Source organism: Actinoplanes italicus, from assembly GCF_003001815.1.
Classification (GTDB): Bacteria; Actinomycetota; Actinomycetes; order Mycobacteriales; family Micromonosporaceae; genus Actinoplanes; species Actinoplanes italicus.
The window spans coordinates 220,404-246,444 of sequence record NZ_PVMZ01000012.1 but is presented as its reverse complement, the minus strand read 5'-3'; the positions used below and the strand labels follow the sequence as shown (position 1 = coordinate 246,444).

General features: G+C 69.0%; 22 protein-coding genes and 1 pseudogene. 15 read left to right on the top strand and 8 right to left on the bottom strand.

All coding sequences use genetic code 11. The features are described 5' to 3' along the window. Positions 1-18 precede the first annotated feature (18 nt). Positions 19-720: a hypothetical protein gene (locus tag CLV67_RS28090; protein ID WP_106323588.1), complete on the bottom strand. Its 702-nt coding sequence runs from the start codon at positions 718-720 to the stop codon at positions 19-21. 50 nt (positions 721-770) lie between these two features. Then, a complete protein-coding gene (locus tag CLV67_RS28085; protein ID WP_106323587.1) occupies positions 771-1,103 on the bottom strand; it encodes a hypothetical protein in 333 nt (110 codons plus the stop codon). 106 nt (positions 1,104-1,209) lie between these two features. Here CLV67_RS28085 and CLV67_RS28080 point away from each other — a divergent pair, with 106 nt between their 5' ends. From CLV67_RS28080 to CLV67_RS28035, 10 genes are all read left to right on the top strand, one after another. Then, positions 1,210-2,067, top strand: coding sequence for an NAD-dependent protein deacetylase (locus CLV67_RS28080; RefSeq protein WP_373873174.1), 858 nt, complete (start codon positions 1,210-1,212; stop codon positions 2,065-2,067). A gap of 112 nt (positions 2,068-2,179) precedes the next feature. Continuing rightward, positions 2,180-3,181, top strand: coding sequence for a LacI family DNA-binding transcriptional regulator (locus CLV67_RS28075; protein WP_106323583.1), 1,002 nt, complete (start codon positions 2,180-2,182; stop codon positions 3,179-3,181). A gap of 158 nt (positions 3,182-3,339) precedes the next feature. Next, positions 3,340-5,034 (top strand): ABC transporter substrate-binding protein, encoded by a 1,695-nt coding sequence (locus CLV67_RS28070; protein ID WP_106323581.1) that lies wholly within the window; start codon positions 3,340-3,342, stop codon positions 5,032-5,034. A gap of 85 nt (positions 5,035-5,119) precedes the next feature. Beyond that, complete coding sequence (locus CLV67_RS28065; RefSeq protein WP_106323579.1) at positions 5,120-6,226, top strand: ABC transporter ATP-binding protein; 1,107 nt, start codon at positions 5,120-5,122, stop codon at positions 6,224-6,226. After that, positions 6,223-7,203: an ABC transporter permease gene (locus CLV67_RS28060; protein WP_106323577.1), complete on the top strand. Its 981-nt coding sequence runs from the start codon at positions 6,223-6,225 to the stop codon at positions 7,201-7,203. Before CLV67_RS28065 ends, CLV67_RS28060 begins: the two co-directional genes overlap by 4 nt. A 5-nt stretch (positions 7,204-7,208) precedes the next feature. Next, positions 7,209-8,294: an ABC transporter permease gene (locus CLV67_RS28055; RefSeq protein WP_106323575.1), complete on the top strand. Its 1,086-nt coding sequence runs from the start codon at positions 7,209-7,211 to the stop codon at positions 8,292-8,294. Next, entirely contained in the window at positions 8,291-9,298 is a 1,008-nt protein-coding gene (locus CLV67_RS28050) for an ABC transporter ATP-binding protein (RefSeq protein ID WP_106323573.1), read from the top strand. The genes CLV67_RS28055 and CLV67_RS28050 overlap by 4 nt, the downstream gene beginning before the upstream one ends. Beyond that, positions 9,299-10,618 (top strand): GH1 family beta-glucosidase, encoded by a 1,320-nt coding sequence (locus CLV67_RS28045; RefSeq protein WP_106323571.1) that lies wholly within the window; start codon positions 9,299-9,301, stop codon positions 10,616-10,618. Further along, a complete protein-coding gene (locus CLV67_RS28040; RefSeq protein WP_106323569.1) occupies positions 10,615-11,445 on the top strand; it encodes a class I SAM-dependent methyltransferase in 831 nt (276 codons plus the stop codon). Before CLV67_RS28045 ends, CLV67_RS28040 begins: the two co-directional genes overlap by 4 nt. A gap of 61 nt (positions 11,446-11,506) precedes the next feature. After that, positions 11,507-11,707 (top strand): hypothetical protein, encoded by a 201-nt coding sequence (locus CLV67_RS28035; RefSeq protein ID WP_106323567.1) that lies wholly within the window; start codon positions 11,507-11,509, stop codon positions 11,705-11,707. Positions 11,708-11,719: 12 nt separating this feature from the next. Here the strand turns inward: CLV67_RS28035 and CLV67_RS28030 are convergent, their stop codons facing one another. Further along, positions 11,720-12,214, bottom strand: coding sequence for a hypothetical protein (locus tag CLV67_RS28030; protein WP_106323565.1), 495 nt, complete (start codon positions 12,212-12,214; stop codon positions 11,720-11,722). Positions 12,215-12,383: 169 nt separating this feature from the next. On the opposite strand from CLV67_RS28030, the gene CLV67_RS28025 reads away from it, so the two are divergent. After that, a complete protein-coding gene (locus CLV67_RS28025; RefSeq protein ID WP_106323563.1) occupies positions 12,384-13,343 on the top strand; it encodes an aldo/keto reductase in 960 nt (319 codons plus the stop codon). A 110-nt stretch (positions 13,344-13,453) separates the two neighbouring features. Here CLV67_RS28025 and CLV67_RS28020 read toward each other — a convergent pair whose 3' ends face one another. Then, positions 13,454-13,828 (bottom strand): cupin domain-containing protein, encoded by a 375-nt coding sequence (locus CLV67_RS28020; protein WP_106323561.1) that lies wholly within the window; start codon positions 13,826-13,828, stop codon positions 13,454-13,456. A 71-nt stretch (positions 13,829-13,899) separates the two neighbouring features. Between CLV67_RS28020 and CLV67_RS28015 the strand changes: the two genes are divergently transcribed. Then, a complete protein-coding gene (locus tag CLV67_RS28015) occupies positions 13,900-14,343 on the top strand; it encodes a MarR family winged helix-turn-helix transcriptional regulator (RefSeq protein WP_239166594.1) in 444 nt (147 codons plus the stop codon). Between the two features lie 140 nt (positions 14,344-14,483). Then, a complete protein-coding gene (locus tag CLV67_RS28010; RefSeq protein ID WP_106323559.1) occupies positions 14,484-14,951 on the top strand; it encodes an SgcJ/EcaC family oxidoreductase in 468 nt (155 codons plus the stop codon). Between the two features lie 46 nt (positions 14,952-14,997). On the opposite strand, the pseudogene CLV67_RS28005 reads toward CLV67_RS28010, so the two are convergent. From CLV67_RS28005 to CLV67_RS27995, 3 genes and pseudogenes are all read right to left on the bottom strand, one after another. Beyond that, positions 14,998-18,726: pseudogene (locus tag CLV67_RS28005) on the bottom strand (DNA gyrase subunit A); the annotation flags it as partial. A gap of 92 nt (positions 18,727-18,818) precedes the next feature. After that, positions 18,819-20,876 (bottom strand): DNA gyrase/topoisomerase IV subunit B, encoded by a 2,058-nt coding sequence (locus tag CLV67_RS28000; RefSeq protein WP_106323555.1) that lies wholly within the window; start codon positions 20,874-20,876, stop codon positions 18,819-18,821. Between the two features lie 138 nt (positions 20,877-21,014). Continuing rightward, positions 21,015-21,623: an adenylate/guanylate cyclase domain-containing protein gene (locus tag CLV67_RS27995; RefSeq protein WP_106323553.1), complete on the bottom strand. Its 609-nt coding sequence runs from the start codon at positions 21,621-21,623 to the stop codon at positions 21,015-21,017. A gap of 175 nt (positions 21,624-21,798) precedes the next feature. Here CLV67_RS27995 and CLV67_RS27990 point away from each other — a divergent pair, with 175 nt between their 5' ends. Continuing rightward, positions 21,799-24,609, top strand: a complete 2,811-nt coding sequence (locus CLV67_RS27990) for an ATP-binding protein (protein WP_106323551.1) — start codon at positions 21,799-21,801, stop codon at positions 24,607-24,609. 177 nt (positions 24,610-24,786) lie between these two features. After that, positions 24,787-25,557, top strand: coding sequence for a DUF5995 family protein (locus CLV67_RS27985; RefSeq protein WP_106323549.1), 771 nt, complete (start codon positions 24,787-24,789; stop codon positions 25,555-25,557). 7 nt (positions 25,558-25,564) lie between these two features. Here the strand turns inward: CLV67_RS27985 and CLV67_RS27980 are convergent, their stop codons facing one another. Further along, on the bottom strand, positions 25,565-26,035 hold the full coding sequence (locus CLV67_RS27980) for a hypothetical protein (protein ID WP_106323547.1): 471 nt from the start codon (positions 26,033-26,035) through the stop codon (positions 25,565-25,567). Between the last annotated feature and the right edge of the window lie 6 nt (positions 26,036-26,041).

Below are 26,041 nucleotides of genomic sequence, written 5' to 3'. Positions count from 1 at the left end.
GCGGATCCAGGGTGGACATCAGGCTGCGGCGGGGAGTTCCGCCGGTGTCCAGTGCTCGGCGAAGACCTGCTGCTCGGTGCTCTCCTCGGCCGGGCCGTGCAGCCGGGCGGCGGCCGCCTCGGCGCGCAGGCCGCGCAGGGCCTCGGCCGCGGCCTCGGCACCGCGCCAGGCGGCCCGCTCGATCTCGACCGCTCGCTGGTACGCCTCGAAGCGGTGCGCCCGGACGGCGTTGTGCAGTTCCGCCTCCTGCTGGACCGGGTGCAGCCGGGGGTTCCAGCCGCGGTGCGCGAAGACGTCGTTGAGCTGGGCGATCGACAGGTCCTGGGTGCGGCACAGCTCGGTGGCGGCCCGGTGCAGATAGCGCTGCCGGTCGACGTTCTCGCCGGGCTTGCGACGGCGGCTCATCAGGGGAAACGCGGTGGCGGCGGCGATCCGGCGGGCGTCGTCGGAGGCCTGTTCGTACGCCGTCCAGGCCTCGTCGACGGCCTGCTGGGCGGCCAGCCACTCGGCTCGGCGGCGACCGGCGGCCTCGGCGGCGTCGGTCGCGGCGGCCTCCAGGCGGTCGGCGAACCGGTTCGCCTCGGCGACCGGTTCGGGCAGTGTGACGCCCCGGGGCAGCGACGCGGCGGCGACCGCGACGGCCAGGGCGAGCAGGATGGCGAGCCAGACGGCGGTCGCCTGCGGCACCGCGCTGATGAAGGTCTGCAGGACGGATTCCATGGAGCACCCCAAGGTAGGTGGAACTACGGCCGGCGGGACGGGGTCAACCGTCAGGCAGCCGGGGGTGCGCGGGAACCGGTCGTTCCGAGGGTTCCGCCGTCCGGGATACGCGTGGTGAACCTCACGGTGGCGGGCGCCACTACCGGCTCGGCGACCGGCGCCGCATCGATCCGCTCGGTCTCGTAGACCTCCGGATCGGGCGCCGAGACCACGGCGGCCGCGGCGGCGGAGACGGGTGCCACGGGAGCCGGCGCGGCGGCCGGAACCGCAGGTGCGGGTAGCCGGAGGGTGACCGCCAGGGCCAGCATCGCCAGCCCGGTCAGGAAACGCAGAATCCGCTGACCGTCCCAGGGACGGGCTGCCGGCTGCGCGACCGTGATCACGAATGTCAACCTACTCGTACGGCCTGCAACCCGCACCGGGCGAATCGTCCGCCGCCACCCGTTCGGGGTTGCCGCACGGTCACCCGGCAGAGGGACGATGGACGGCATGGACCTTGAGTTGGTGGAACAGGTGGCCCGGCTGGACGCGTGGATCGCCGAGGGTGACGTGGTGGTTCTCAGCGGCGCGGGCCTGTCCACCGACTCGGGCATCCCGGACTACCGCGGCCCGTCGGGTTCGGCCCGCCGCGGCTCGCCGATGACGTACCAGACCTTCACCGGCGACCCGCTGGCCCGGCGGCGGTACTGGGCGCGCAGCCACCTCGGGTGGCGGACCATCGGCGACGCCCGGCCCAACGACGGGCACCGGGCGGTGGCCCGGCTCCAGGACGAGGGCCGGCTGGCCGGGGTGATCACGCAGAACGTGGACGGGCTGCATCAGGCGGCCGGCGCCCGGGACGTGATCGAGCTGCACGGCAACCTCGCCCGAGTGGTCTGCCTGGGCTGTGGCGAACTCTCGGGGCGCGACGAGCTGGAGGAGCGGCTGACCGCGGCCAACCCGGGGTTCGGCGCGGTGGCCGCCTCGATCAACCCGGACGGCGACGTGGAACTGGACGACGCCGAAGTGGACGGGTTCACCGTGGTGGACTGTCTGCCGTGCGGCGGACTGCTGAAGCCGGACGTGGTGTATTTCGGCGAGACCGTGCCGGCCGACCGGGTGTCGCGGGCGTTCTCGCTGGTCGCGGGCGCGCGCACGCTGCTGGTCCTGGGTTCCTCGCTGACCGTCATGTCGGGTCGCCGGTTCGTGCTGCGGGCGGTCCGGGACGGGATCAGGGTCGCGATCGTCAACCGCGGGGTCACGCGCGGAGAACCTTATGCCGATCTGTTGATCGACGCCCCGCTGAGCGTGGTTCTTCCTAATCTGGGCGTGTTCCGAAGCTCGGTTACCGTCTTGAAATCGAAATAGGTCGCTCGGCACGTTGACGTGACAGCCCTCACTGTTGTTGACTGCCGAAACCGGTACCGAAACCGGTTCCGAAACGCCGGGGCAACCCCGGAGCAACAACGGAGGAGCGAGCGTGCCGATCACCATCGCCGATGTCGCGGCCCGGGCCAAGGTCAGCAAGACCACGGTGTCCCGGGTTCTCAACGGCAAGGGTGAGCTGGACGAGTCGACCGCCGCGCGGGTCCGTGCGGTGATCGACGAGCTCGGCTACGTCCCCAGCGCCCGGGCGGTCAACCTCGCCCGCGGGCGCACCCGGGTGGTGGCCATGCTCGTTCCGTCGCTGACCTGGCCCTGGATGGGCGAGGTCGTGCAGGGCGCGGTCGACGTCCTGGAGGCCGAGGAGTACGGCCTGCTGCTCTTCACCTGCAACCGCGGTGAGGACTCGATGCGCCAGTTCGCCGCGCAGGTGGCGGCCAAGTCCTTCGACGGGCTGCTGGTCATCGAGCCGGAGGGCACCCTCGACTACATCGCCACCCTGCACTCCCGTGGCCTGCCGATGGTGCTCATCGACGACCGCGACCAGATGTCGGGGCAGATCCCCAGTGTCGGCACGACCAACCACACGGGCGCCGGCGTCGCGGCCCGGCACCTGCTGGAGATCGGACGGCACCGTCCGCTCATGATCACCGGGCCCTCGCGGTTCGGCTGCACCCAGCAGCGCCGGGACGGGTTCGCCGCGGCCTACGCCGAGGCGGGCCACGCCATCGACGAGGACCGGATCCTGCTCGGCGACTTCACCTTCGAGCGCGGCGCCGAGGCGATCCAGCGCGCGATCGAGGACGGTGTCGAGTTCGACGCCGTCTTCTGCCACAACGACGTCTCCGCCGCCGGGGCCATGCAGGCGCTCCTGGAGGCAGGCCGGCGGATCCCGGAGGACGTCTCGGTCGTCGGCTTCGACGACATCCCGATGGCGGCGCACACCCAGCCGCCGCTGTCCACGGTCCATCAGCCCATGCGCGAGATGGGTGAGGCGGCGGCACGCACGCTGCTCGCCCATTTCGAGGGCACACCGCTGCCGAACCGCCCGACGATCATCCCGGCGACCTTCACGGTCCGCGAGTCCACAAGCTTCTGATCCCGTAACCCCATAACCATCGACCGGCCGCGCCGACGGCTGGTGATCGGTGGCACCCGGGGCCGGCCCATGGCCGGTCACGCGATGCCGCACGTCCTCTGATTCACCCCTCTCACCCGGCGATTGAAATCCGCATGAAAATCCGAGGAGAAATCTCGATGCAACGTAGAAAAGTTTTCGCGGTTGCTCTGGCGGGCGTGCTCGCCACCGGCGGTCTGGCCGCTTGCAGCGAGTCGCCCAACGCCGCCAACAAGAACAACGCGGCGAACGGCAAGGCTGCCGGCTTCCTGTCGATCGGTATGCCGAACAGCACCCAGACCGAGAACAACAACCCGTTCATCGGGTCGTCGTCGTCGTCGAACCTCGGCTACAAGTGGATGATCTACGAGACCCTCGGTCAGTGGAACAACACCAAGCCCGACCAGCCGCTCAAGCCGTGGCTGGCCAGCGAGATCAAGTGGTCGGCCGACTGGAAGACCGTCGACCTGGTCATCCGTGAGGGCGCCACCTGGTCCGACGGCAAGCCGCTGACCGCCGAGGACGTCGTCTTCACGCACACGATGATCCGGGACAGCAAGGACGGCGCGCTCAACAGCTTCGCCATCCCGTACGACCAGATCACCGCGGACGGCAACAAGGTCAAGATGACCTTCAAGTCCTCGCAGTTCACCACGCACCACAAGGTCATCGGCCAGATCCCGATCGTGCCGAAGCACATCTGGTCGGCGATCGCCGACCCGGCCACCGACACGGTGAAGAACCCGATCGGCAGTGGCCCGTACGTGCTCAAGACGTGGGCCCAGACCGGCATCATCCTTGAGGCCCGTGAGAGCGGTTACTGGCAGGAGCTGCCGAAGGTCAAGGAGCTGCGGTACACCTCGTACTCCGGCAACGACACCCAGCTCACGGCCCTCGCGACCGGCCAGTCGGACTGGAGCTTCGTCTTCATCCCGGACTACGAGCAGACCTTCGTCGCCAAGGACCCGCAGAACCACAAGATCTGGGCTCCGGGCGTGCTCGGCATCCACGGCCTCTACATCAACACCACCAAGAAGCCGTTCGACGACCCGAAGCTGCGCCAGGCCATGAACATGGTCATCAACCGCACGGACATCTTCAAGCAGGCCGAGGCCGGCTACTTCCACCCGGAGATCAAGAGCGTCACCGGTCTGCCGGAGGGCGCCGGTGACGCCTACATCGCCGATGAGTACAAGGGCAAGACCTTCTCGGTCGACGTCGAGGGCGCCAAGGCTCTGCTGGCCAGCTCCGGCTACAAGCTGGAGGGCGACGTCCTCAAGGACAAGACCGGCAAGCCGGTCACCATCAGCCTGACCGACCCGGCGCCGTGGTCGGACTACCAGACCACCCTTGAGATCATCAAGGACAACCTGAGCAAGATCGGCATCGCCGCGACGGTCGAGAAGCCGAACCAGAACGTGTGGGACACCAACGTGCAGAAGGGCGACTTCGGCGCCACCATGCGGTGGACCAACGGTGGCTCGACGCCGTTCGACATCTACCAGACCGTCATGGACGGCGACCTGATGAAGCCGATCGGCACCCCGGCCCAGCAGGGCAACTTCGGCCGCTTCAACAGCCCGGAGGCGACCGCCGCGCTGAAGTCCTACTCGAACGCGACCGACGAGGCGACCCGCAAGACCGCGCTCGCCACCCTGCAGAAGATCTTCGTGGAGCAGGCCCCGATGCTGCCGATCGGTTCCGACAACGTCGGTGCCGCGTACAGCACCAAGAAGTGGGTCGGCTGGCCGTCCGACGCGGACTCGTACGCGCCCGGACAGCCCACCCAGACCGGCGCCCTGATGGTGGTCCTGAACCTCAAGCCCGCCGCCTGACCGTTCTGACAGGGGGCTCCCCTCCCGGTTCGCGCCGGGAGGGGAGCCCGCTCCAGTGCCCACTCCTGCGCGAAGGAACCCCGGCATGACGTCGATACCCGACGCTGAAACGCCGGCCGGTGAGGTGGTGCTTGAGGCCATCGGCCTGACCAAGCACTTCCCCGTCCGCCGGAAATTGCGTGACCTGTTCAGTAGGAAGCACGACGCCGTGCATGCCGTCGACGACGTGAACCTCACGTTGCGCCGCGGTCAGGTGACCGCCCTGGTGGGTGAGTCCGGCTCCGGCAAGTCCACGGTTGCCCGCCTGCTCTCCCAGCTCTACCCCCGCACCGCCGGGGACATCCGCCTGCACGGCGAGTCCACCCGGGTCAAGTCGGGATCGGCGTTCCGCCGGTACTGCTCCACGGTGCAGATGATCTTCCAGGACCCGTTCGCGTCGCTGAACCCGGTCCACACCGTCCGGTACCACCTGACCCGGTCGCTGAAGATCCACGGTCACGCCGGCAAGACCGCCGAGGACCTGGAGAACGCGCTGCACGCGCTGCTGAACCGGGTGCACCTGACGCCGCCTGAGCGGTACCTCGACAAGTTCCCGCACGAGCTCTCCGGCGGCCAGCGCCAGCGCGTGGCGATCGCCCGTGCCCTGGGCGCCGAGCCGGAGGCCCTGCTCGCCGACGAGCCGGTCTCGATGCTGGACGTCTCGATCCGGCTCGGCATCCTGAACCTGCTGCGTGACCTGAAGGAACGCCTCGACCTGGCGATCCTCTACATCACGCACGACATCGCCTCGGCCCGTTACTTCGCCGATCAGACCCTGGTGATGTACGCCGGACGCATGGTCGAGGGCGGCGACAGCGAGACCGTCACGCAGTCGCCCGCGCACCCGTACACCCGGCTCCTGATCGATTCCGCCCCGGATCCGGACCGGCTGACCGTCGACGCCGAGCAGCTGACGACGGACCGCGGAAACGGCGAGCCGCCCAGCCTGATCCACCCGCCGTCCGGCTGCCGGTTCCACCCGCGCTGCCCGATGGCGATGCCGCGCTGCACCACCGATCTGCCGGTACGTCTGGAGATCGGCGACAGGCCGGGGCACTGGGCCGCGTGCTGGCTGTACGACGAGGCGACGGTGGCCGCCCAGCAGCCCGGCTCGGCCGCGCAGCCCGCCACGGCCGCGGAGGTGTCCAAGTGAGATTCTTCCTGCAGCGTGTCGCGTTCTACCTGTTCACGGCGTGGGCCGCGATCACACTCAACTTCTTCATCCCCCGGCTCATCCCGGGCGACCCGGTGCAGGCCCTGATCACCAAATACCAGGGCCAGCTCAGCACCAAGGCCATCGAGTCGCTGTACGTGCTGTTCGGCATCGACAAGAACGGCAACGTCTGGTCGGAGTACGTCGAGTACTGGAAGCAGCTGTTCGCCGGTGACCTCGGCCTGTCGTTCGCGTTCTTCCCGACCCCGGTGTCCGAGGTGCTGTCCGACAGCATCCTGTGGACACTGATGCTGGTCGGCGTCACCACGATCCTGAGCTTCGTGATCGGCACCGGGCTCGGCGTGCTGGCCGGCTGGCGGCGCGGCTCGTGGACCGACGGCCTGCTGCCGGTCACCACGTTCTTCTCGTCGGTGCCGTACTTCTGGCTCGGCATCATCGCGATCTACCTGCTCACCGGCCCGGACAGCTTCTTCCCGTCGGGTGGCGGCGCCGAGGTCGGCCTGGTCCCGGCCTTCGACATGTACTTCATCCCGAGCGCCATCCAGCACAGCCTGCTGCCCGCGCTGACCATCCTGATCTCCTCGGTCAGCGGCTGGATCCTGAGCATGCGCAACATGATGGTGACCGTCTCCAGCGAGGACTACATCACCGTGGCGCACGCCAAGGGCCTGCCGGAGCGCCGGGTGGCCCTCGGCTACGCGGCCCGCAACGCGCTGCTGCCGAACGTGTCCGGGTTCGCCCTGTCGCTCGGATTCATCGTCGGCGGCACGTTCCTCGTGGAGATCGTCTTCTCGTACCCGGGCATCGGTTTCCAGCTCTTCCAGGCGCTGGGCGCCAACGACTACCCGCTCATGCAGGGCATCTTCCTGATCATCACGATCTCGGTGCTGGTGGCGAACCTTCTCGCGGACGTCGTGTACCTGTTCCTCGACCCGCGTACCCGCAAGGAGGGCTGAGAGCGATGACGATTCCTACTTCGAGCATCGAGCAGGTCATTCCCGGTCAGGGGTCGATGGCCCAGCCGGAGGCCGGGAAGCCGGCCAAGGCGAAGCGGCAGCGGTTCCTGTTCCTGAGCAACCGCAAGGCCGCGGCCGGCCTGATCATTCTCGGCATCTACATCGTGCTGGCGATCATCGGCCCGTGGATCGCGCCGTTCGACCCGGGCGCCCGTGGCGAGGACCTGATGCAGGGCCCGTCGAGCGAGCACTGGATGGGCACCACCCACCTGGGCCAGGACGTCTACAGCCAGCTGCTGGTCGGCACCCGCAGCGTCATCTTCGTCGGCTTCCTGGCCGGCATCGTGGCGACCCTCCTGTCGGTGATCATCGGGGTCACCGCCGGATACGTCGGCGGCAAGACCGACGAGGTGCTGTCCGCGCTCTCCAACGTGTTCCTGGTGATCCCGGCGCTGCCGCTGATCATCATCGTCACCTCGATCATGGAGAACGCCGGCGAGTGGGTGGTCGCCCTGGTCATCGGATTCACGTCGTGGTCCTGGAACGCCCGGGTGCTGCGCGCGCAGACCCTGTCGCTGCGCCGGCGCGACTACGTCGAGGCGGCACGCGCCACCGGTGAGCGCAGTGGCAGGATCATCACGTTCGAGCTGCTGCCGAACCTGACCGCGGTGATCGCCTCCGGCTTCGTCGGCACGGTCATCTTCGCGGTGCTCTCCGAGATCACCCTGGCCTTCATCGGCATCACCTCCAGCAACACCTGGAACTGGGGCACCATCCTGTTCTGGGCGCAGGGTCAGCAGGCGCTCGCCCGCTCGGCGTGGTGGTGGTTCGTCCCGGCCGGCCTGGCCATCGCGATCCTGGGGACCGCGCTCTCGCTGATCAACTTCGCGATCGACGAGTTCGTCAGCCCCCGTCTCCGCAGCGCGGGCAAAACCAAGATCAAGACCAATTCCGGGCGTACGGTCCGCATGCGCATCGGTTTCACGCCGGTGCTGAGCAACTCGCCCGAGCCGATCACCCACGCCAGCCCGATCCCGGTCGTCGACCACAACGGCGCCACCCCGGTCGTACGGAAGGAACACGCGTCATGAGCGCGCCGGTTCTCGAGATCAAGAACCTGAACGTCGGGTACGGCCTCGGCGACCAGGGTGTCCGCGCGGTCCGCGACGTGAACCTGACCCTGCACCGCGGCGAGGTGCTGGGCCTGGCCGGTGAGAGCGGCTCCGGCAAATCGACCCTCGCCTACGGGCTGACCCGGCTGCTCGCCCCGCCGGGCGTGGTCACCGGCGGCCAGGTCATCTACCACCCCGCCGAGGGCGAGCCGTACGACGTGCTCGGCCTCTCCGACGAGCGGCTGCGCAAGTTCCGGTGGGCCGAGACCGCGATCGTGTTCCAGGGCGCGATGAACTCGCTCAACCCGGTGCACAAGATCTCCGTCCAGCTCACCGACGTGCTCCGGGCGCACGAGCCCAAGATGAGCGAGACCAGCCGGCTGGCCCGCGCGCGGGAGATGCTCAAGCTGGTCGGCATCGCGGCGGACCGGATGGACGCCTACCCGCACCAGCTCTCCGGCGGCATGCGCCAGCGCGTCATGATCGGCATGGCGCTGATCCTGCAGCCACAGGTCGTGATCATGGACGAGCCGACCACGGCACTCGACGTGGTCATGCAGCGGCAGATCCTCGGTCAGCTCATCGAACTGCGCGAACGGCTCGGCTTCTCGGTCATCTTCATCACGCACGACCTGTCGCTGCTGGTGGAGTTCTCCGACCGGATCGCCATCATGTACGGCGGCCGCATCGTGGAGGAGGCGCCGGCCGCCGCGATCTACCGGGACGCGCTTCACCCGTACAGCAAAGGTCTGTTGGGCTCCTTCCCCGCCCTGCGCGGACCGCGCCGTGAGCTGACCGGCATCCCGGGCTCGCCGCCCGACCTGAAGGGGATGCCGAGCGGATGCTCGTTCCACCCGCGCTGCCCGAAGGCGTTCGACCCGTGCGCCGGGAACATCCCGGTGCTCGGCCGGCCCGGCACCGGCGACGGCAGGACCCGTTCGGTGGCGTGCTGGCTGCACCCGACCGAGGAACCGGTGGGCTAGATGGATTTCACCTGGGGGGTCGCCACCTCGGCCTACCAGATCGAGGGCGCGGCCGCCGAGGACGGGCGGACCGCGTCGATCTGGGACACCTTCGCCCGTGACGTGGTCGGCGAGACCGGGGACGTGGCCTGCGACCACTACCACCGGATGCCGTCCGACGTGCAGCTGATCAAGAGCCTGGGGGTGAACGCCTACCGGTTCTCGGTGTCCTGGACCCGGGTCCAGCCGAACGGCCGCGGCCCGGCCAACGTCAAGGGTCTGGACTTCTACGACCGGCTCGTGGACGAACTGCTGGCCAACGGCATCGACCCGTGGCTGACGCTGTACCACTGGGACATGCCGCAGGAGCTCGAGGACGCCGGCGGCTGGGCGAACCGGGACACCGCGTACCGGCTCGCCGAGTACTCCGAGATGGTCTTTTCTTTATTGGGGGATCGTGTCCGGAACTGGGGAACGGTCAACGAGCCCTGGTGCGTGGCCTATCTCGGTTATGAGCACGGGGTGTTCGCGCCGGGCAAGCGGGATGTGGCCGCGGCGACCGCGGCCGCGCACCATCTGCTGCTCGGGCACGGGCTGATTGCTAATTCGATCAAGCGTCCGGACAACAACATCTGCATCCCGCTGAACATCGGCACGGCCACGCCCGCCTCGGACGACCCGCTGGACGTCGCGGCGGCGTGGCGGGCCGACGGGAACGTGGCGCGGATCTTCCTCGATCCGTTGAAGTACGGCCGGTACCCGGCTGACGTGGTCGAGGACCTGGCAGCCCGAGGGCTCGAGCTGCCGGTCCGCGACGGCGACCTGGAGATCATCTCGCGTACACAGATCGACACGCTCGGCGTGAACTTCTACTTCGGGCAGGACTTCGCCGGGCGCGACCTCGACGGCAACACCGTCGACGCGGCCGGCCGGCCCGTGGTCCGGGAGATCAAACCGGACGTGCCGCAGACCGACCTGGGCTGGCCGATCACGCCCGACCGGTTCACCACGCTGCTGCTGCGGCTGCACCGCGACTACGGGTATCCGCTCGTGGTCACCGAGAACGGGGCGGTCTACCCGGACCACCCGGACGCGGACGGTTTCGTGGAGGACACCGAGCGGACCGCGTACCTCGCGGCCCACGTCGACGCGGTCGCGGCGGCCCGTGCCCAGGGCGCCGACGTGCGCGGTTACTTCGCCTGGTCGCTGATGGACAACTTCGAGTGGGCCGAGGGCTACGAGAAGCGGTTCGGCCTGGTGCACGTCGATTACGAGACCCAGCGGCGTACGCCTAAACGCAGTGCGCTGTGGTTCTCGGATCGCATAACCTCCGCTCCATGACCGACTATCTCGAGATCAACCGGGCCAACTGGGACGAGCGGGCGGCGCCTCACGCGGCGTCGCCCGGCTACCGGGTGGAGAAGTTCGCCGAGGATCCGGCGTACATCAGTGACGTGGTCCGGTTCGACCTACCCCGGCTCGGTGACGTGTCCGGGCTGCGAGGCGTGCATCTGCAGTGCCACATCGGTACCGACACGATCTCGCTGGCCCGGCTCGGCGCCCGGATGACCGGTCTCGACTTCTCCGGCGAGTCCCTGGCGCAGGCCCGGGCCATCGCGGCCGCCGCTTCTCCTCCCGCTGAGATCGACTTCGTGCAGAGTGACGTCTACTCGGCCCGGGACGTTCTGGAGGGCGAGTTCGACCTGGTCTTCACCGGCATCGGGGCGATCGGCTGGCTGCCCGACATCAGGCGCTGGGCGCAGACCGTGGCATCGCTGCTCGCGCCGGGTGGCCGGCTGTTCATCCGTGAGGGACACCCGATCCTGTGGTCGCTCGACTACGACCGCACCGACGGGCAGCTGTCGATCACCGAGCCGTACTTCGAGCAGAAGGAACCGCAGATCTGGGACGAGCCGGGCACCTATGTGGAGTCCGACCACGAGTTCACGAACACGGTGACGCACGAGTGGAATCACGGGCTCGGCGAGATCGTCACCGCGGTCCTCGACGCGGGGCTCGTCCTGACCGGGCTCGAGGAGCATCAGAGCGTTCCGTGGGAAGCCCTGCCCGGACGGATGCGCAAGCTCGACAGCAAGGAGTGGCAGCTCGCCGAGAAGCCGGAGCGGCTGCCGCACACGTACACGCTGCAGGCCCGCAAGCCCTCATAGCAGTTTAGTGATCGCCTCCACCGGGGTATGAGCCGCTCATCCCCGGTTTGGAGGCTCTCGAATGCGTATCGGTGCGGTTCTCATCGCCATCTGGCTCGTGCTCGGCGTCATCGCCGCCTACGAGCGCGGTTACTTCTCCGACAGCGAGGACGCCAGCTGTGCGGAAGCCGGCACGGTCATCGTCACGACCGTGGCCGGTCCGCTGAACTGGATGGGCGTCAATCCCAAGGTCACCTGCGACGTGCCGGAGCCCAGCAAGTAGGGCTCCCGGCCCTCAACGCAGGAAACCCCGTTCGTCGATGTGTCGGGTGGGCTCGCCGAAGAACAGTTCCGGATCGGCCGGGCCCACCGCGATGTTCAGGGTGTCCTGCCGGTAGTCCCAGCGACCGTTGTCGATCCGCGGCCCGGACATCCGGTAGTTCACCTGCCAGCGCAGCCACTCGCCCGGCGCCAGCCAGACACCCTGCGGGCGGCGGTCCTTCTTCTCACCGAGCCGTGCCAGGAGCAGTTCCACGCGTACGCCCTTGTCGGCCCGGACCAGACGCAGACCGGAGCGGGCCATACCCGGCTCACGCTCCGGAGGCTCGGCGCCGATCGACTCGATCGGCTTGAAATCGTTACGTTCGGTGATCATCACCTCGTGCACCACACCGCGCCGCTGTTTCGGCAGGCGGAAGCCCTGCGGCACCGCGATGCGGCGCGCTGCTCCCGCACCGCCGCGGGAGCGTTTAGTCCACTCGGTAGTCACCCACTGCGCCACGACGTCCACCGCTCCCCCTTTCCCGCAGGCGCCATCTTCCCTGTTGAAGCGCACGGAAGCACGGATTATTCACGTGCTGGACACCTGCCGTCCCACGACGCGCCGAAGGCTTGATCTGGAGCGCGCTCCAGGTTCTACGGTCGATAACGCCAATGACCGGTTCGACGCGGAGGACATCATGGAATCACGGGCTTTCGGCCGCCTGGGAAGCATCAGCTCGCTGACTCTCGGTGGTGGAGGAATCGGCGGCGTGTGGGGTACCACCGACCGCGCGGAGGCGGTCGCCACCGTTCACGCCGCACTCGACGCGGGCATCACGATGCTCGACCTGGCACCCAGTTACGGCACGGGTTTCGAATCCGAGGTGGCCGTCGCCGACGCACTGCGCGGCAGCCCCTCCGACGTCATGATCACCAGCAAGGTGCAGCTGCCCGACGACGACGGCCGTGACTTCGCCGCCCGCATCCGCGGCAGCCTGCACGCCAGCCTCACCCGTCTGGAGCGCGACCATCTGGACGTGCTGGTCCTGCACACCCAGTTCCGGGGCGCCACTCCCCTCGCGGGAACCATCGACGCGGCCGGGTACCGCGACGAGATCGTGCCCACCTTCGAACACCTCCGCGACGAGGGCCTGATCCGGGCCTGGGGCATCACCGCCGTCGGCGACCCGGCGCCCCTGCTGGACGCCTTCGCCGAAGCGCCCCGGCCAGACACCGCCCAGATCGTCGTCAACGCCCTCGACCAGAACGGTGACCTCTGGATCCACGGAGACAGCGTCCGTCCCGACAATCCCGCTCTGGTCCGGGCCGCCGCCGGCGCGGGTGTCGCGGTCACCGCCATCCGAGTCGTCGCGGCGGGTTCCCTCACCGACGGTTTGGACCGCTCGGTGCCGGCCGACCACCCGGCCGCCGTCGACTTCGCCCGTGCCGCGCCGTTCCGCGCCCTGGCCGCCTCGTTCGGCGAGTCGCCGGCCTCGCTGGCGCATCGCTATGCGCTGAGCGTCCCGGGCGTCGCCACGGTGATCCTCGGCGTCAAGAATCGGGCCGAACTCGCGGAATGCCTTGCGGCCGAGGCTCGCGGGCCGCTCGGCGACGACGAGTTCAAGGCCGTAGCCGCCCTCACGGACCTCGCCGACTGATCCTTCAGCCGCCGACTGATCCTTCAGCCGCCGACTGATCCTTCAGCCGCCGACTGATTCTTCAGCCGCCGGCGCCACGGGGGCGCCGGCGGCTTCCTCCTGCCGGGAGCTCAGCTCACCCAGGGTGGGGTGATGGTGGTGCCGTCCGGCAGCGTCGCCTGGAAACCCGCGCTGGTGGTCACCCAGGCCGCAGCGGTCTCGGTACCCTCGTTGTCCACGCGGAACTCCGTCCCCGCGGGCACGACCAGCACATCCCCGGCACCGACCCGGCCGGCGACGCCGTCCAGGCTGACCGACAACTCCCCGGCCGCCACCATCAGCACCTCCTCGCGCCCCACCCGATGCGGCACACCCGTGACCCCACCGGCGATCTCGACCCGCCAGGCGCACAGCTCCCGGCTGCCGGTGGACGGCGACGCGAACGCGTGGAACACACTCCCGTGCAGCCGGTGCACAACCGCGTCGGCACCCCGATGGATCGGCATGTCTCCTCCAATTTAGTCAAGCAGGTTGACCATATAGTCAAGCTACTTGACCGACATGTCAAACTCAATCCGTGCGAGACGATCTCCAGGACCTGCCGGTGCTCCTGCTCAGCGCGGCCCGAGCGCTGGTGGACGACATCGATTCCGGCGTACGGGCAAGCGGCTTCACCGATCTACGCCCCGCACACGGTTTCGCGTTCGTGCGACTCTCCGGCACCGGCGCCACCACCACCGAACTGGCCGAGCACCTGGAGATCACCAAGCAGGCCGCCAGCCAGATGGCCGACGAGCTGATCCGCAAGGGTTACGTGGAGCGCCGCCCCCACCCCACCGACGCCAGAGCGCGCCTCCTGGTACTGACCGAAAAGGGCCAGGCCTGCACCCGCGCCGCCGACGCCGCCGCAGCCCGCACCCTCGAACCCTTGGCGGCCTCCCTGACCCCGGACCAGAAGGCCACCCTACGAACCGCGCTGACCCGCCTCGCCACCCCGGGCCGAATCCGCCCCATCTGGTGACCCTCACGCCAACGTGGCTGTGCCTCACCGTTGTCTCAGAGTGCCTGAGACAACGGCAGGAGCCGGCTGGGGGATGCGAACGGCTCATCTGGTGGGTGAGTGAGCGCCATCGGGGGCGCCGCCGTGGGAGTGTTCTCGGCATGGGTGAGACGCATGCTGAAACCGTGGTCCATGAGCTGTACCGGGATCTGCTGACCGCCTGGAACGACCGGGACGCCGAACGTTTCGCGGGTCTGTTCGCGGACGACGGAACCCTTGTCGGTTTCGACGGCAGCCAGGTCGCCGGTCCGGAGATAGCGAAACATCTGGCGCCGATCTTCCGGGACCATCCGACGGCCGCCTACGTGGCCAAGGTACGCGAGACCCGCCTGCTCGGCCCGGGAGCCGTCCTGATCCGGTCGATCGCCGGCATGGCCCCTCCGGGCGGCACCGCCCTGAACCCGGCGGCCAACGCGGTCCAGTCCCTGGTCGCCGAGCGGCGGTTACCCGGATGGCGGGTCGTCCTGTTCCAGAACACCCCGGCCCAGTACCACGGCCGCCCCGAAGCCGTCGCCGCCCACACCGCCGAGTTGGAGGGCCAGGCGGCCGACGGCCCGATCGTGACCTGACACCCATCGCCGGGCGGTGACGCACCCGCCCGGCGATGAGCAGACGTCAGTCCCGTTCGATCAGGTGGCCGATGAGCTGCGGGCCCATGAGGACCGCGTTGCCGGACCCGTCACGACGCGCGTCGGGTTCGGGGAGTTCGACGGGCTCGCCGGTGTTGGAGGCACCGACCGGGCGCGGGCCGACCCAGGCGACGGTGAGCCGCGACTCGCCCTTGAGGAAGCGCTGGACCCGGACACCACCGGTGGCCCGGCCCTTCGCGGGATAGGACGCGAACGGCGACATCTTCACCTGGGTGCCGGTGGAGGTGACGACCATCGGCTCCCCGTGCGCGGTGTCCGAGGTGACGACCGCGTTGAAGGAGATCACCTCGGAATCGGGCGCGAGATTGACGCCGGCCATACCCCCGCCCTTGAGGCCCTGTGGTCGCACGAGCCGGGCCGGGAAGCGGAGCAGACTGGCGTCGGACGTGATGAACACGAGCGATTCGGCGCCGTCGGTGAGCCACGTGGCCTGCAGAACCTCGTCGCCCTCCTTGAGGGTGATCACCTCGAACTCGTCGGAGCGGACCGGCCACTCCGGCGCGCAGACCTTGACGATGCCGAACTTGGTGCCCATCGCGATGCCCGGCGACTCGCCGGGGGTGAGTGGCGCCATGCCGATGACCTTCTCGCCCTTGTGCAGCGGCACCAGCTCGGACGCGGACATACCGCCGCGCAGCGAGACGGTGCCGGACTGCTCGGGCAGGACAGGCAGGGTGAGCACATCGGTCTTGAACGCCCGGCCGCGGCTGGTGACGAGCAGGATGCGACCACGGGCCGTGGAGTGGATGATCGCGCGGACCGCGTCGTGCTTGACGCGTCCGCTGCGGCTGCGGGCCTCGGTGGACTCCTCGCTCTCGGCCGCGGTCCGGGCGATCAGCCCGGTGGCGGAGAGGATCACCTGGCACGGGTCGTCGGCGACCTCGAGCGGGCCGGCCGGGACGGAGGCGGCGAGCACCTCTTTCAGGTCACCGTCGATCAGGGTGGTACGCCGGGCCGCGCCGAACTCCTTGGCGACGGCGGCGAGCTCGTCGGCGACGACCTTCTTGAGCACCGCCTCGTCGTCGAGGATGAGGCTGAGCTCGGCGATCTCGTTGCGCAGCCGCTCCTGTTCGGCTTCCAGCTCGATCCGGTCGAACCGGGTGAGCCGCCGCAGCGGTGTGTCGAGGATGTACGTGGCCTGGATGTCGGAGAGCCCGAACTCGCTCATCAGGCCGGTCTTGGCCGCGGCCGCGTCGTCGCTGGCGCGGATCAGCGCGACCACCCGGTCGATGTCGATCAGCGCGATGAGCAGGCCGTCGACGAGGTGCAGCCGGTCCTCGCGCTTGGTGCGGCGATAAAGGGTCCGCCGGGTGACCACGTCGTAGCGGTGCTGGACGAACACCTCGAGCAGAGCCTTGAGCCCGAGCGTGCGCGGCTGCCCGTCGACGAGCACCAGGTTGTTGATGCCGAACGAGCTCTCCAGCGGGGTGAGCCGGTACAGGTCGGCGAGCAGGGCCTGCGGGTTGACGCCGATCTTGCACTCGATGACGAGGCGGGTGCCGTGCTCGCGGTCGGTGAGGTCCTTGACGTCGGCGATGCCGGTGAGGCGGGCCGCCTGTCGCTGGCCACGCCGCGGGCCGGAGGTGATGACCTTGCCCTTCACCTCGTCGGTGATCGCCTCGATGATCTTCTCGGACCCGACACCGTAGGGCAGCTCGGTGATCGTGATGGCCTGCCGCCCGCGACCGCCCTCGAGCAGGCCGGTCTCGGCACGGGCGCGGATGCGCACGACGCCACGGCCGGTCTCGTACGCCCGGCGCACCTCGTCGAGGCCGAGAAGCTGGCCACCGGTCGGCAGGTCGGGACCGGGGACGTACCGCATCAGCTCGTCGAGGCTCGCGCCGGGCTTGCGGATCAGCAGCCGCGCGGCCGCCACCACCTCGCCGAGGTTGTGCGGGATCATGTTGGTCGCCATACCGACGGCGATGCCCGACGTGCCGTTGACCAGCAGGTTCGGGAAGGCGGCGGGCAGCACCTTGGGCTCCTGCTCGGAGCCGTCGTAGGTGGGCTTGAAGTCGACCGTGCCCTCGCCGAGCTCACCGACGAGCAGCATGGCCTCGCGCGACATGCGGGCCTCGGTGTTGTGGTTGACAAAGCCGCCCGCAAGGAAGGAGTGGTCCTCGGAAACCATGCGAACCGAGTAGACCTCTGCCGGCTCAGCGAACTCAACAGCTGTGACCGCTTCGAATCGGTATCCCGAGTCCATGATCGGAAGGATCGTCGCCAGGATCTCGGTGTCCTTGATCCGGTCGATGATCCGGAGCCGCTCGGTCTCCCAGCGCTCGACTCGGTCGAAATCGTGCTGGGTCAGCCATTTACGCCCACTGCCACGCTTGTCGAAGGCGAGTGCTGATCGCACATAGTCGGCCACGAACGGCACATGATCCTGGCTCAGGCGATGGTTGTACAGCGGAGAGTGGCTGAGCAACTCGGCCAACCGGCGCTGCTTCGTCCGTAGGAACCCCACTCTTTCCGCGAAGGACCGAACATTGCGCCGACCGGAGACCACGAGACGGTGTTCAATCGATCCGTTGGGCCGTGTGTAATGACGATGCACCGCGATGACGCCGAACTCCGCGAGCAGTTCCTGCAGGCCACGGGCGAGTTCGGGGCTGCACGTCGAATACTGGACGGTGAATCCGTCCTTCGCCTCACGGCAACCCCCGTCACCTTCGAAGGCGGCCATCAGGAAGGCGCGCTTGATTCCCGCTCCGCCTTTCCAGACGAACTCGGGAACCACCTTCTCGGCAGCTTTCTGCCCGATGAACTCGCCGAGCGGTGAGACGCGGAAGGAGTCCATACCTCCGCGGTACTCCTGAACGTCGATCTCCCGAATGAGCTTGCGGTCAACCCTCGTCGTACGTTCCGCCACGTAGCGCACACCACCGACAACCTGGTCGTAGGCGTGCAGCACCTCGTTGAAGAAATGCTCGTCCGTGTTGTTGAAACCGGCTCGGGTGCTGCTTGCCCAGCCCTCGGACACCCAGGCGCCGCCAAGCACACCCAGCATGTATTCGCGAGCGGTCGGGACGACGTGGGTCCAGGCGTTCCGGGCGATGCAAACGACTGTTCCCGGTTCGATCTCATCCAACTGCCGCCACTGGAACAACGGAACGCCCAGCGGCGCCTCCAGGCAAAGGACGGGATGATTCTCTGTTCCGCGAAGCGTGAACCCGGACTTCGTCGTGATGCGGCGAGTCGGGTGGACACCCGAGTTGAAGACTTTGTCGGCCCGAACTGCCTTGCCGTCCTTGTCGAGCACCTCGAGGTCGACATCCGCCTCGCTGTCCGGAGCCAGCGGTACGAGATCGGCGATACGCGGACTCGTGCCGTCGGCAAGGCGGATCCGCGAATCACCGGTGATGCAATAGCGCGCGGCAGCCGGTCCATCGTCCGGGGACCCGAAGTTTCCATGCCCGTCGATCAGCGGAGTATTGAGAGAGAAGTCCTGGGCCAGTCGCACCAGAGCGTCGTAAATTGCGACATCTCCATGCGGATGATACTTACCCATAACGTCGCCGACAACTCGGGCGGATTTGACATATGGGCGATCTGGGCGCTGGCCCTGTTCGGACATCGACCAGAGGATGCGCCGGTGCACCGGCTTGAGACCGTCACGCGCGTCGGGAAGGGCGCGCGAGTGGATGACCGAGTAGGCGTACTCCAGATAGGAGTCCTCGACCTCGGTGGTGAGCGGGTTGTCGATGACCCGGGCGCCGGCCTGGTCGAACGCGGAAAGGTCGACGCGCTTGTCGGATTTACGGCGTGCCATTGGTAGCGGACCTCTCAGGCGTCGATCGTCTCTTGGTCGATGCGGCCGGCGGCCTCGATCAACCAGTTCTTCCGGGGCTCGACCCGTTCACCCATCAGCAGCTCGAGGGTGGCTTCGGCCTTGTCGGCGTCCTCGATGGTGATCCGCCGGACGGTCCGCTCGGACGGGTTCATCGTGGTGTCCCACAGCTCGTCGGCGTCCATCTCACCGAGGCCCTTGAACCGGGGCACCGGTTTCTGCACCTGCCGGCCGGAGCGCTCGATGCGGGAGACGGTGCTCTCCATCTCCTGCTGGGTGTAGGTGTAGAGGGTCTCCGAGTTGCGGCCCTTGGTGACCACCTTGTGCAGGGGTGGCATCGCGGCGAAGAGCCGGCCGTTCTCGATGACCGGCCGCATGTACTTCGCGAAGAGCGTGATCAGCAGGGTCCGGATGTGCGAGCCGTCGACGTCGGCGTCCGCCATGATCATGACGCGGCCGTACCGCATCGAGCCGATGTCGAACGTCCGGCCCGAGCCGGCGCCGAGCACCTGGACGATCGCCGAGCACTCGGCGTTGTCGAGGACCTGCTGCAGGCTCGCCTTCTGCACGTTGAGGATCTTGCCGCGGATCGGCAGCAACGCCTGATACTCGGAGCTGCGGGCCATCCGGGCGGTGCCGAGCGCCGAGTCACCCTCGACGATGAACAGCTCGGAGCGGTCGATGCCGATGGCGCGGCAGTCGACCAGCTTGGCCGGCATCGACGCGCCCTCGAGGGCCGTCTTGCGGCGGGCCGCGTCCTTCTGCTGTTTCTGGGTCAGGCGCACGCGCGCCGCGTCCACGACCTTCTGCAGGACGGTCCGGGCCTCGGTCTTGGTGCGGCGGCCGTCGATCCATTCCTTCAGATAGGTCTCGACGAGCCCCTGCATCACCCGGGCGACACCGGCCGTGGACAGCTCGTCCTTGGTCTGCGAGGTGAACTGCGGCTCCGGCACGCGGACGTGGATGACCGCGGTCATGCCCTCCAGGAAGTCGTCCAGGACGGGCGGCTCCTCCTTGGGCTTGAGCAGTCCGCGGGCGTTGCGGATGGCCTCGGTCAACGCGCGGACGAGAGCTCGCTCGTAGCCCTTGCGGTGGGTGCCGCCGTGCACGTTGCGGATGGTGTTGGTGAAGCACTCGACGGTGCGCTCGTAACCGGTGCCCCAGCGGAACGCGACCTCGATCTGCGCGGTCCGGACGACGTTGGACTGCATGACACCGTTGGCGTCGGCCGCGTTCTCCTTGTAGGTGCCCTCGCCGGTGACCATCAGGATGCCGGAGACCGGCTTGTCCGAGGCCGGGGTGAGGAACTCGACCATGTCGGTGAGGCCGTTGGGGTAATGGAACGACTCGGTGGCCGGCTCCTCGGCCGTCGCGTCGAAGAGCGAATACTGCACACCGGGGACCAGGAACGCGGTGTTGCGCAGCTTGGTGCGGACCGAGTCGACGTCGAGCCGGGCGCCGGTCTCGAAGTAGCGGGCGTCGTACCAGTACCGGATCGAGGTACCGGTCGGCTCGCCGCGCTTCATCCGCCGGGCCACCCGCAGGCCGGGCGCGGCGGTGAACGGCGCGTCCGGCCCGGGACCGTCGAAGACGCCGGGGACGCCGCGCTGGAACGAGATCTCGTGCACCTTGCCGTCACGCTTGACGGTGACGTCGAAGCGCAGCGACAGGGCGTTGACGGCGGACGCGCCCACACCGTGCAGACCGCCGGAGGTCTTGTAGCCGGAACCGCCGAACTTGCCGCCCGCGTGCAGGCGGGTCAGCACCAGCTCGACGCCGCTGATGCCGGACTTGGCGTGCACGTCGGTCGGGATGCCCCGGCCGTCGTCGTCGACCTGGACCGAGCCGTCGCTGTGCAACGTGATGGCGATCCGGGTGGCGTGGCCGCCGACGCCCTCGTCGGTGCAGTTGTCGATGATCTCGTTGGCGAGGTGGTTGATCCCTCGGCTGTCCGTGGACCCGATGTACATGCCCGGGCGTTTCCGGACAGCATCCAGCCCTTCCAGGTGCGTGAGGTCGTCAGCCCCGTACAAGGTCTCTGGTTGCGCGGTCACGAGGCGGCACTCCCGGTCGGGCCATGGTGGTCAAGGACGGCGCGAGCCTACCCGGCGCCTACGACACTTCTGCCCCAGGCGAGGCAGGTCTAGACCAGTCCGTGGCCAAAACCGGGATGATCCACCCCAAGAAGTGCGCTACGCCACACTAGCCAACGGCACGGTCTGCCTCTGCAGGGCCCGGAAGAGGTCCAGCGGGTACGACTTGCCCGGAACCGACACCGGCGGCAGCTCCTGGTAGGCGATGAGCGCGTCGGTCACGTCCCGGGTCGCCGAGCAGACCACCACGGTGTCGTGCGGCGCGTACGCCTGCAGCCGGGCCGCCGTGCTCACCACGCTGCCGCTGATCATCCCGTGCCCGCCGTCGAAGGCGGCCATCGGGTCGACGATCACCTCGCCGGTTGCCAGCCCCACCCGGGTCCGGACGGGGAACCTGCCGGCCAGGAGTCGCCCCCTCAACGCCTCCTGAACCGACAGGCCCGCCTGTACCGCGGAGGCGGCAGCCTCCGGGCCGAATCCACCCTCCGCGGCGCCGAACACCGCCATCACCGCGTCGCCCACGTACTTCTCGACGATCCCGCCGCGGTCGCGGACCACGGCGGACACCGCCGAGAAGTAGTCGCGCTGCAGCGCCCGAACCTCCGCGCAGTCCAGCCGGTCCACCAGTGAGGTGAAGCCGACTATGTCGATGAACAGCACGGTCACGATCTGCCGCCGCTCCAGAACGGCGCTGGTGATGGTGGTCATGTCTTCGCTCCCCCAGGATCACTGCGTTGACCGGGAGTACGGTGCCAGTCCTGAACAAGACGCGGATCCGCAGAACTACGTATCTCTGCTCGCATCGAATTCCGTCGTTTTTGTGACGCAGAACAGTCCGAACCGACGACATAGTGATAGGCGGATACGGATTAGGCTGCCGTGCATGGCCAGACAGGGGGACGACGGGCCGCTTGTCGGGCGCACCGGCACGCTGACCGATATCCAGTCAAACCTGCGCAACGTCGGCACGGGCGGAACCGCCGCCGTGTTCGTGACCGGGGAGAGCGGCGTCGGCAAGAGCCGGCTGCTGCGGGAGACCGCCGACGCCCTGCGCGGGTCGGGCTTCTCCGTGCTGTTCGGCACGTGTCTCGACATCGGTGACGCCTCGCCGCTGCACCCGGTGCTGCAGGCGCTGCGCCGCCACGACGGCGCCGGATCGACGAGTGCGGCCGACGACGCCGGGGCGCTGCTCGAGCGGGTCTCGCGCGATCTGCGGACGATCGCGGGCGACCAGCAGCTCCTGCTCGTGCTCGACGACCTGCAGTGGGCCGACCGCAGCACCCGGCAGCTGCTGCTCTACCTGCTCGCCGGCCTGGGCGACGTCCGGGTCTCGGTGCTCGCCGCGATCCGGGCCGAGGCGCTGCACGGCACCCACCCGCTGCGCCGGGTGCTGGCCGAGCTGCGGCGCCTGCGCACGGTCCGGGTGGTCGACCTGGCTCCGCTGAGCCAGGATCAGACCCGCGAGCTGGTGACCGCGATCGTCGGCGGGACGGTGGCCCTGGAGGACGCCGACCGGGTCTTCAAGCGCAGCGGCGGCAACCCGTTCGTCGTCGAGGAGCTCTCCCGCGACCTGCGCGACGGCCGGGTCGAGCTCTCCGACACGCTGCGCGAGATCTTCCTGTCCAGGGTGGACGAACTCCCGCCGAACGCACACACCGTGGTGCATGCCATCGCCGCGGGTGTCGAGCCGATCGACCACGCCGTGCTGGCCGGAGTGGTGCCACTGCCCGAGGACCAGCTGATCGAGGCGGTCCGGGCGGCCGTCACGCATCGCTTCGTGGCCAGTGACCGGGACGGTTACAAGCTGCGCCACCGCCTGGTCGCCGAGGTGCTGGAGCAGGAGGTGCTACCGGCCGAGGCGGCGTCCCTGCACCGCCGGTACGCCGAGACCCTCGAGTCGCTGGACGGCGAGCCGGACAACGCTCGCCTGGCCTTCCACTGGCAGCGTGCCGGCGAGCCGGACCGGGCCCTGCCGCCCGTGGTGTCCGCGGCCCGCGCCGCCGAGCGGCTGTACGGCTTCGCCGAGGCCCACCGCTACTGGACCATCGCGCTGCAGCTGTCCACCGAATCCGACCACCGCCGCACCGAGCTGCTCGGGCACGCCGCCGAGTCGGCCCACCAGTGCGGCGAGCACCTGCTCGCGCTGGCCCGGCTGGAGGAGCTGGCCGGTCGCCCGGACGCGCCCGGCCAGTCCGAGCTGCACCTTCGGCGTGCCCGCTACCTGGCCGCGGCCGGCCGGTCGGCGACCGCCGAGGTGGAGTACCAGCGTGCTCTGGAGGCACCGGACTGCACCCCGCGCCGGCGGGCGTCCGCCGCGGCGTACCTGGCTGAACTGCTGTTGCATCTCGGTCGTTATGCCGACGCCAATCAGCACGCCCGCGAGGCCCTGGAACTGGCGGCGGTCAACGGCGCCACCACCGATCTGGTACGCGCGAGCGCCGCGCTGGGCTTCAGTGCCGCGTTCCGTGAGGACCCCGACGCCGGCCTGGCCGTCATCCGGCACGCCGTGGAGATCGCCGAGCGGTCCGGCCACCCGGACGACCTGGGCGTGGCCTACCTTCACCTGGCCGAGCTGCTGGCCGGCCCGCTGAACAGCATCGAGGAGGGCGTGCTGGTGGCACGCCGCGGCGCCGATCTGCTGGCCGCCCGCGGGGTGGGCCGCACGTATCAGACCCGGCTGCTGGCGATCGCCGCGAAGGGGCTGTTCCGCAACGGCCAATGGTCCGAGGCGTACGCGGTGCTGGAGACCGCGATGCGCAATCACCCGTCCGGCGCCGACGCGGTGGAGCTGCTGCTCGCCCGCTCACAGCTCTGGGTCGGTTTCGGTGAGGTGGACAACGCCCGCCGCGACCTGGACGCGGTGGCGACGCTGCTGGCCGGTGGCGGTGCCCGGCACGTGCTGCCGATGCTGACGCTGCGGGCCGGTCTGGCCATGTGGCAGGGCGAGCACGCCGAGGCCCGCACGGCGGTGCAGCGCGGGCTCACCGAGACCCGCTCCGACGACCTGGTCCTGCTCGGTGTGCTGGCCTGGCACGGCCTGCGCGCCGAGGCCGAGGCGTACGTGGCCGGCCAGCCGAACGACCACGGCGCGATCCGCCGGCTGCGGACCGTCATGGATCGCCTGGTCAAGGGGGTCGGTGACGCGCCGCCCGCGGTGCGCGCGGTGGTCGACGGCTACCTCGACCTGTGCACGGCCGAGCTGAGCCGGATCGAGGACCGGCCGGATCCCGAGCCGTGGGCGCGGGCGGCCGCCACCTGGGACCGGCGCCAGCAGCCGTACCCGGCGGCGTATTCGCGTCTGCGCCATGCCGAGGCCTCCCTGCAGCGCCGGATCCGCCGGCCCGCGGCGATCACGGGGCTACGCCAGGCGTACGCGGCGGCGACCGCGATGGGCGCCCGCCCGTTCGCCAACGAGATCGTCGGGGTGGCCCAGCGCTTCAAGGTCACCCTCGGCGAAGACGTGCAGGTCCTGGCGCCGGCCGGTCCGGAGCGGGCCGCTGACGAGCTGTCCGCCCTGACCGGACGGGAGCGGGAGGTCCTGGCCGCGGTGGCCGAGGGCTTGACCAATCGCGAGATCGGTGAGTTGCTGTTCATCAGCGAACGCACCGTCGGCGTGCATCTGGGGCACATCTTCGACAAACTGCAGGTGCGCACTCGTGTACAGGCCAGTCGCGTCTACCTGACAGCAGCGTGACCAGGTAAACGTTATCTCGCCGTGACATACGTACACGGAATACGTAGATCTACCGATCCGATGACGGACCCCCGGTGGAAGGGTGGGTGCCACGGGGGAGCACCGCCCGGCGGCTGAAGCTTCGCCGGGCGGTGCTGGGGGCCCTCCGTTGCCTTTGCATCACCCACGGAGGAACCCATGACCCAGCCCATCTGGGGCCCCGTTCAGCAGGAGATGTCCGAACTCCTGCAACGGCACCCCGACGACGTGCCCGGAGTTGTCGACCTACTAGCACAGATCCAGGTCGTTCTGTGCCGAGTGCCACCGTTGCTCGATAGCAACCCGCTGGCCGACTTCAACAAGCTCTACCTCACGATCACCGAGAACGTGCTCGAGCGTCTCTACGCCGGCAAGTTCAAGGACCCCGCCTTCCTCGCCCGGCTCGATGTCGAATTCGCCGCTCGTTACTTCGACGCGCTGCGGTATTGGACCGAGGGCAGCCCGGCGTGCCCCGGCGTGTGGGCCGGCCTGTTCTGCCGGATCCCCGGCCCGGACGCGCGCGCGCTTCCGTCGGCCGTCGCCGGCGTCAACGCGCACATCAACTTCGACCTGCCGTTCGCGCTCGTCACCACGTTCGACCACCTGGGCAGCGACCCGGTCGACGGCAGCGACCAGCACCACGACTACCTGCAGGTCAACGACATCTTCGCCGAGGAGATCCCGGGCCTGCGCCGCGGCTACCTGGACCGCTGGCAACTGCTCATCGACACGATGAACGGCGATCTGGACGACTGGTGGCAGGGCGAGATGGTGGAATACACCCGCAATGTCGCCTGGCGCAACGCCCAGAAGATCTGGGCGATACGGCATGATCTGGGCGCGCTCGACAAGGAACGCCGCCGCCTCGACAACACCGCTACCGGCCTCGGCAAACTGCTGCTGTCGCCGTTCGGCGGCTTCCTGCAGTAACGGCGCGTCAACCGACGATGATCAGGCGGGCCGTGGTGGCCGAGCCGTCACGGACCCCGCCGACGCCGATCTTCACACCGGTGCGCACCGCGTCGCGCCCGGCCTTCTCCCGATTGTCGACGACACGCGCCTTCTCACCGTAGGTCCAGGTCAGCTCGAAACCGTCGGCCGACCTGACGGTGAAACCCTTGTCGTCGGCGGCGGTCACATCACCGCGCTGCACCACGATCGTGCTGTCCTGGCCCTCGCGGTTGCGCACCACCACCTCGCCGTGCAGCGTGTTCTTCCGCAACAACTTGCGCACGGCACGGGGCCGCGTGCCCGGCGAGTCCCCGCCCGCGTCGGCGGTGTACCCGACCTCCTGCAACGCCACCATCTCGGCCGCGGCGCCGGCGACATCGGCGGCCGGAGCCCCACATCCGGTCAGGGCAAGGGCAACGGCAACGGCAAAACCTGCGATCTTTGCTGTACGGGTCATACGAGC

Excerpts from the sequence above, each read along its gene's own strand:
- CLV67_RS28090 (WP_106323588.1), bottom strand. The coding sequence starts at position 720 with ATGGAATCCGTCCTGCAGACCTTCATCAGCGCGGTGCCGCAGGCGACC.
- CLV67_RS28080 (WP_373873174.1), top strand. The coding sequence starts at position 1,210 with ATGGACCTTGAGTTGGTGGAACAGGTGGCCCGGCTGGACGCGTGGATC.
- CLV67_RS28070 (WP_106323581.1), top strand. The coding sequence starts at position 3,340 with ATGCAACGTAGAAAAGTTTTCGCGGTTGCTCTGGCGGGCGTGCTCGCC.
- CLV67_RS28065 (WP_106323579.1), top strand. The coding sequence starts at position 5,120 with ATGACGTCGATACCCGACGCTGAAACGCCGGCCGGTGAGGTGGTGCTT.
- CLV67_RS28055 (WP_106323575.1), top strand. The coding sequence starts at position 7,209 with ATGACGATTCCTACTTCGAGCATCGAGCAGGTCATTCCCGGTCAGGGG.
- CLV67_RS28050 (WP_106323573.1), top strand. The coding sequence starts at position 8,291 with ATGAGCGCGCCGGTTCTCGAGATCAAGAACCTGAACGTCGGGTACGGC.
- CLV67_RS28045 (WP_106323571.1), top strand. The coding sequence starts at position 9,299 with ATGGATTTCACCTGGGGGGTCGCCACCTCGGCCTACCAGATCGAGGGC.
- CLV67_RS28040 (WP_106323569.1), top strand. The coding sequence starts at position 10,615 with ATGACCGACTATCTCGAGATCAACCGGGCCAACTGGGACGAGCGGGCG.
- CLV67_RS28035 (WP_106323567.1), top strand. The coding sequence starts at position 11,507 with ATGCGTATCGGTGCGGTTCTCATCGCCATCTGGCTCGTGCTCGGCGTC.
- CLV67_RS28025 (WP_106323563.1), top strand. The coding sequence starts at position 12,384 with ATGGAATCACGGGCTTTCGGCCGCCTGGGAAGCATCAGCTCGCTGACT.
- CLV67_RS28020 (WP_106323561.1), bottom strand. The coding sequence starts at position 13,828 with ATGCCGATCCATCGGGGTGCCGACGCGGTTGTGCACCGGCTGCACGGG.
- CLV67_RS28010 (WP_106323559.1), top strand. The coding sequence starts at position 14,484 with ATGGGTGAGACGCATGCTGAAACCGTGGTCCATGAGCTGTACCGGGAT.
- CLV67_RS27995 (WP_106323553.1), bottom strand. The coding sequence starts at position 21,623 with ATGACCACCATCACCAGCGCCGTTCTGGAGCGGCGGCAGATCGTGACC.
- CLV67_RS27990 (WP_106323551.1), top strand. The coding sequence starts at position 21,799 with ATGGCCAGACAGGGGGACGACGGGCCGCTTGTCGGGCGCACCGGCACG.
- CLV67_RS27985 (WP_106323549.1), top strand. The coding sequence starts at position 24,787 with ATGACCCAGCCCATCTGGGGCCCCGTTCAGCAGGAGATGTCCGAACTC.
- CLV67_RS27980 (WP_106323547.1), bottom strand. The coding sequence starts at position 26,035 with ATGACCCGTACAGCAAAGATCGCAGGTTTTGCCGTTGCCGTTGCCCTT.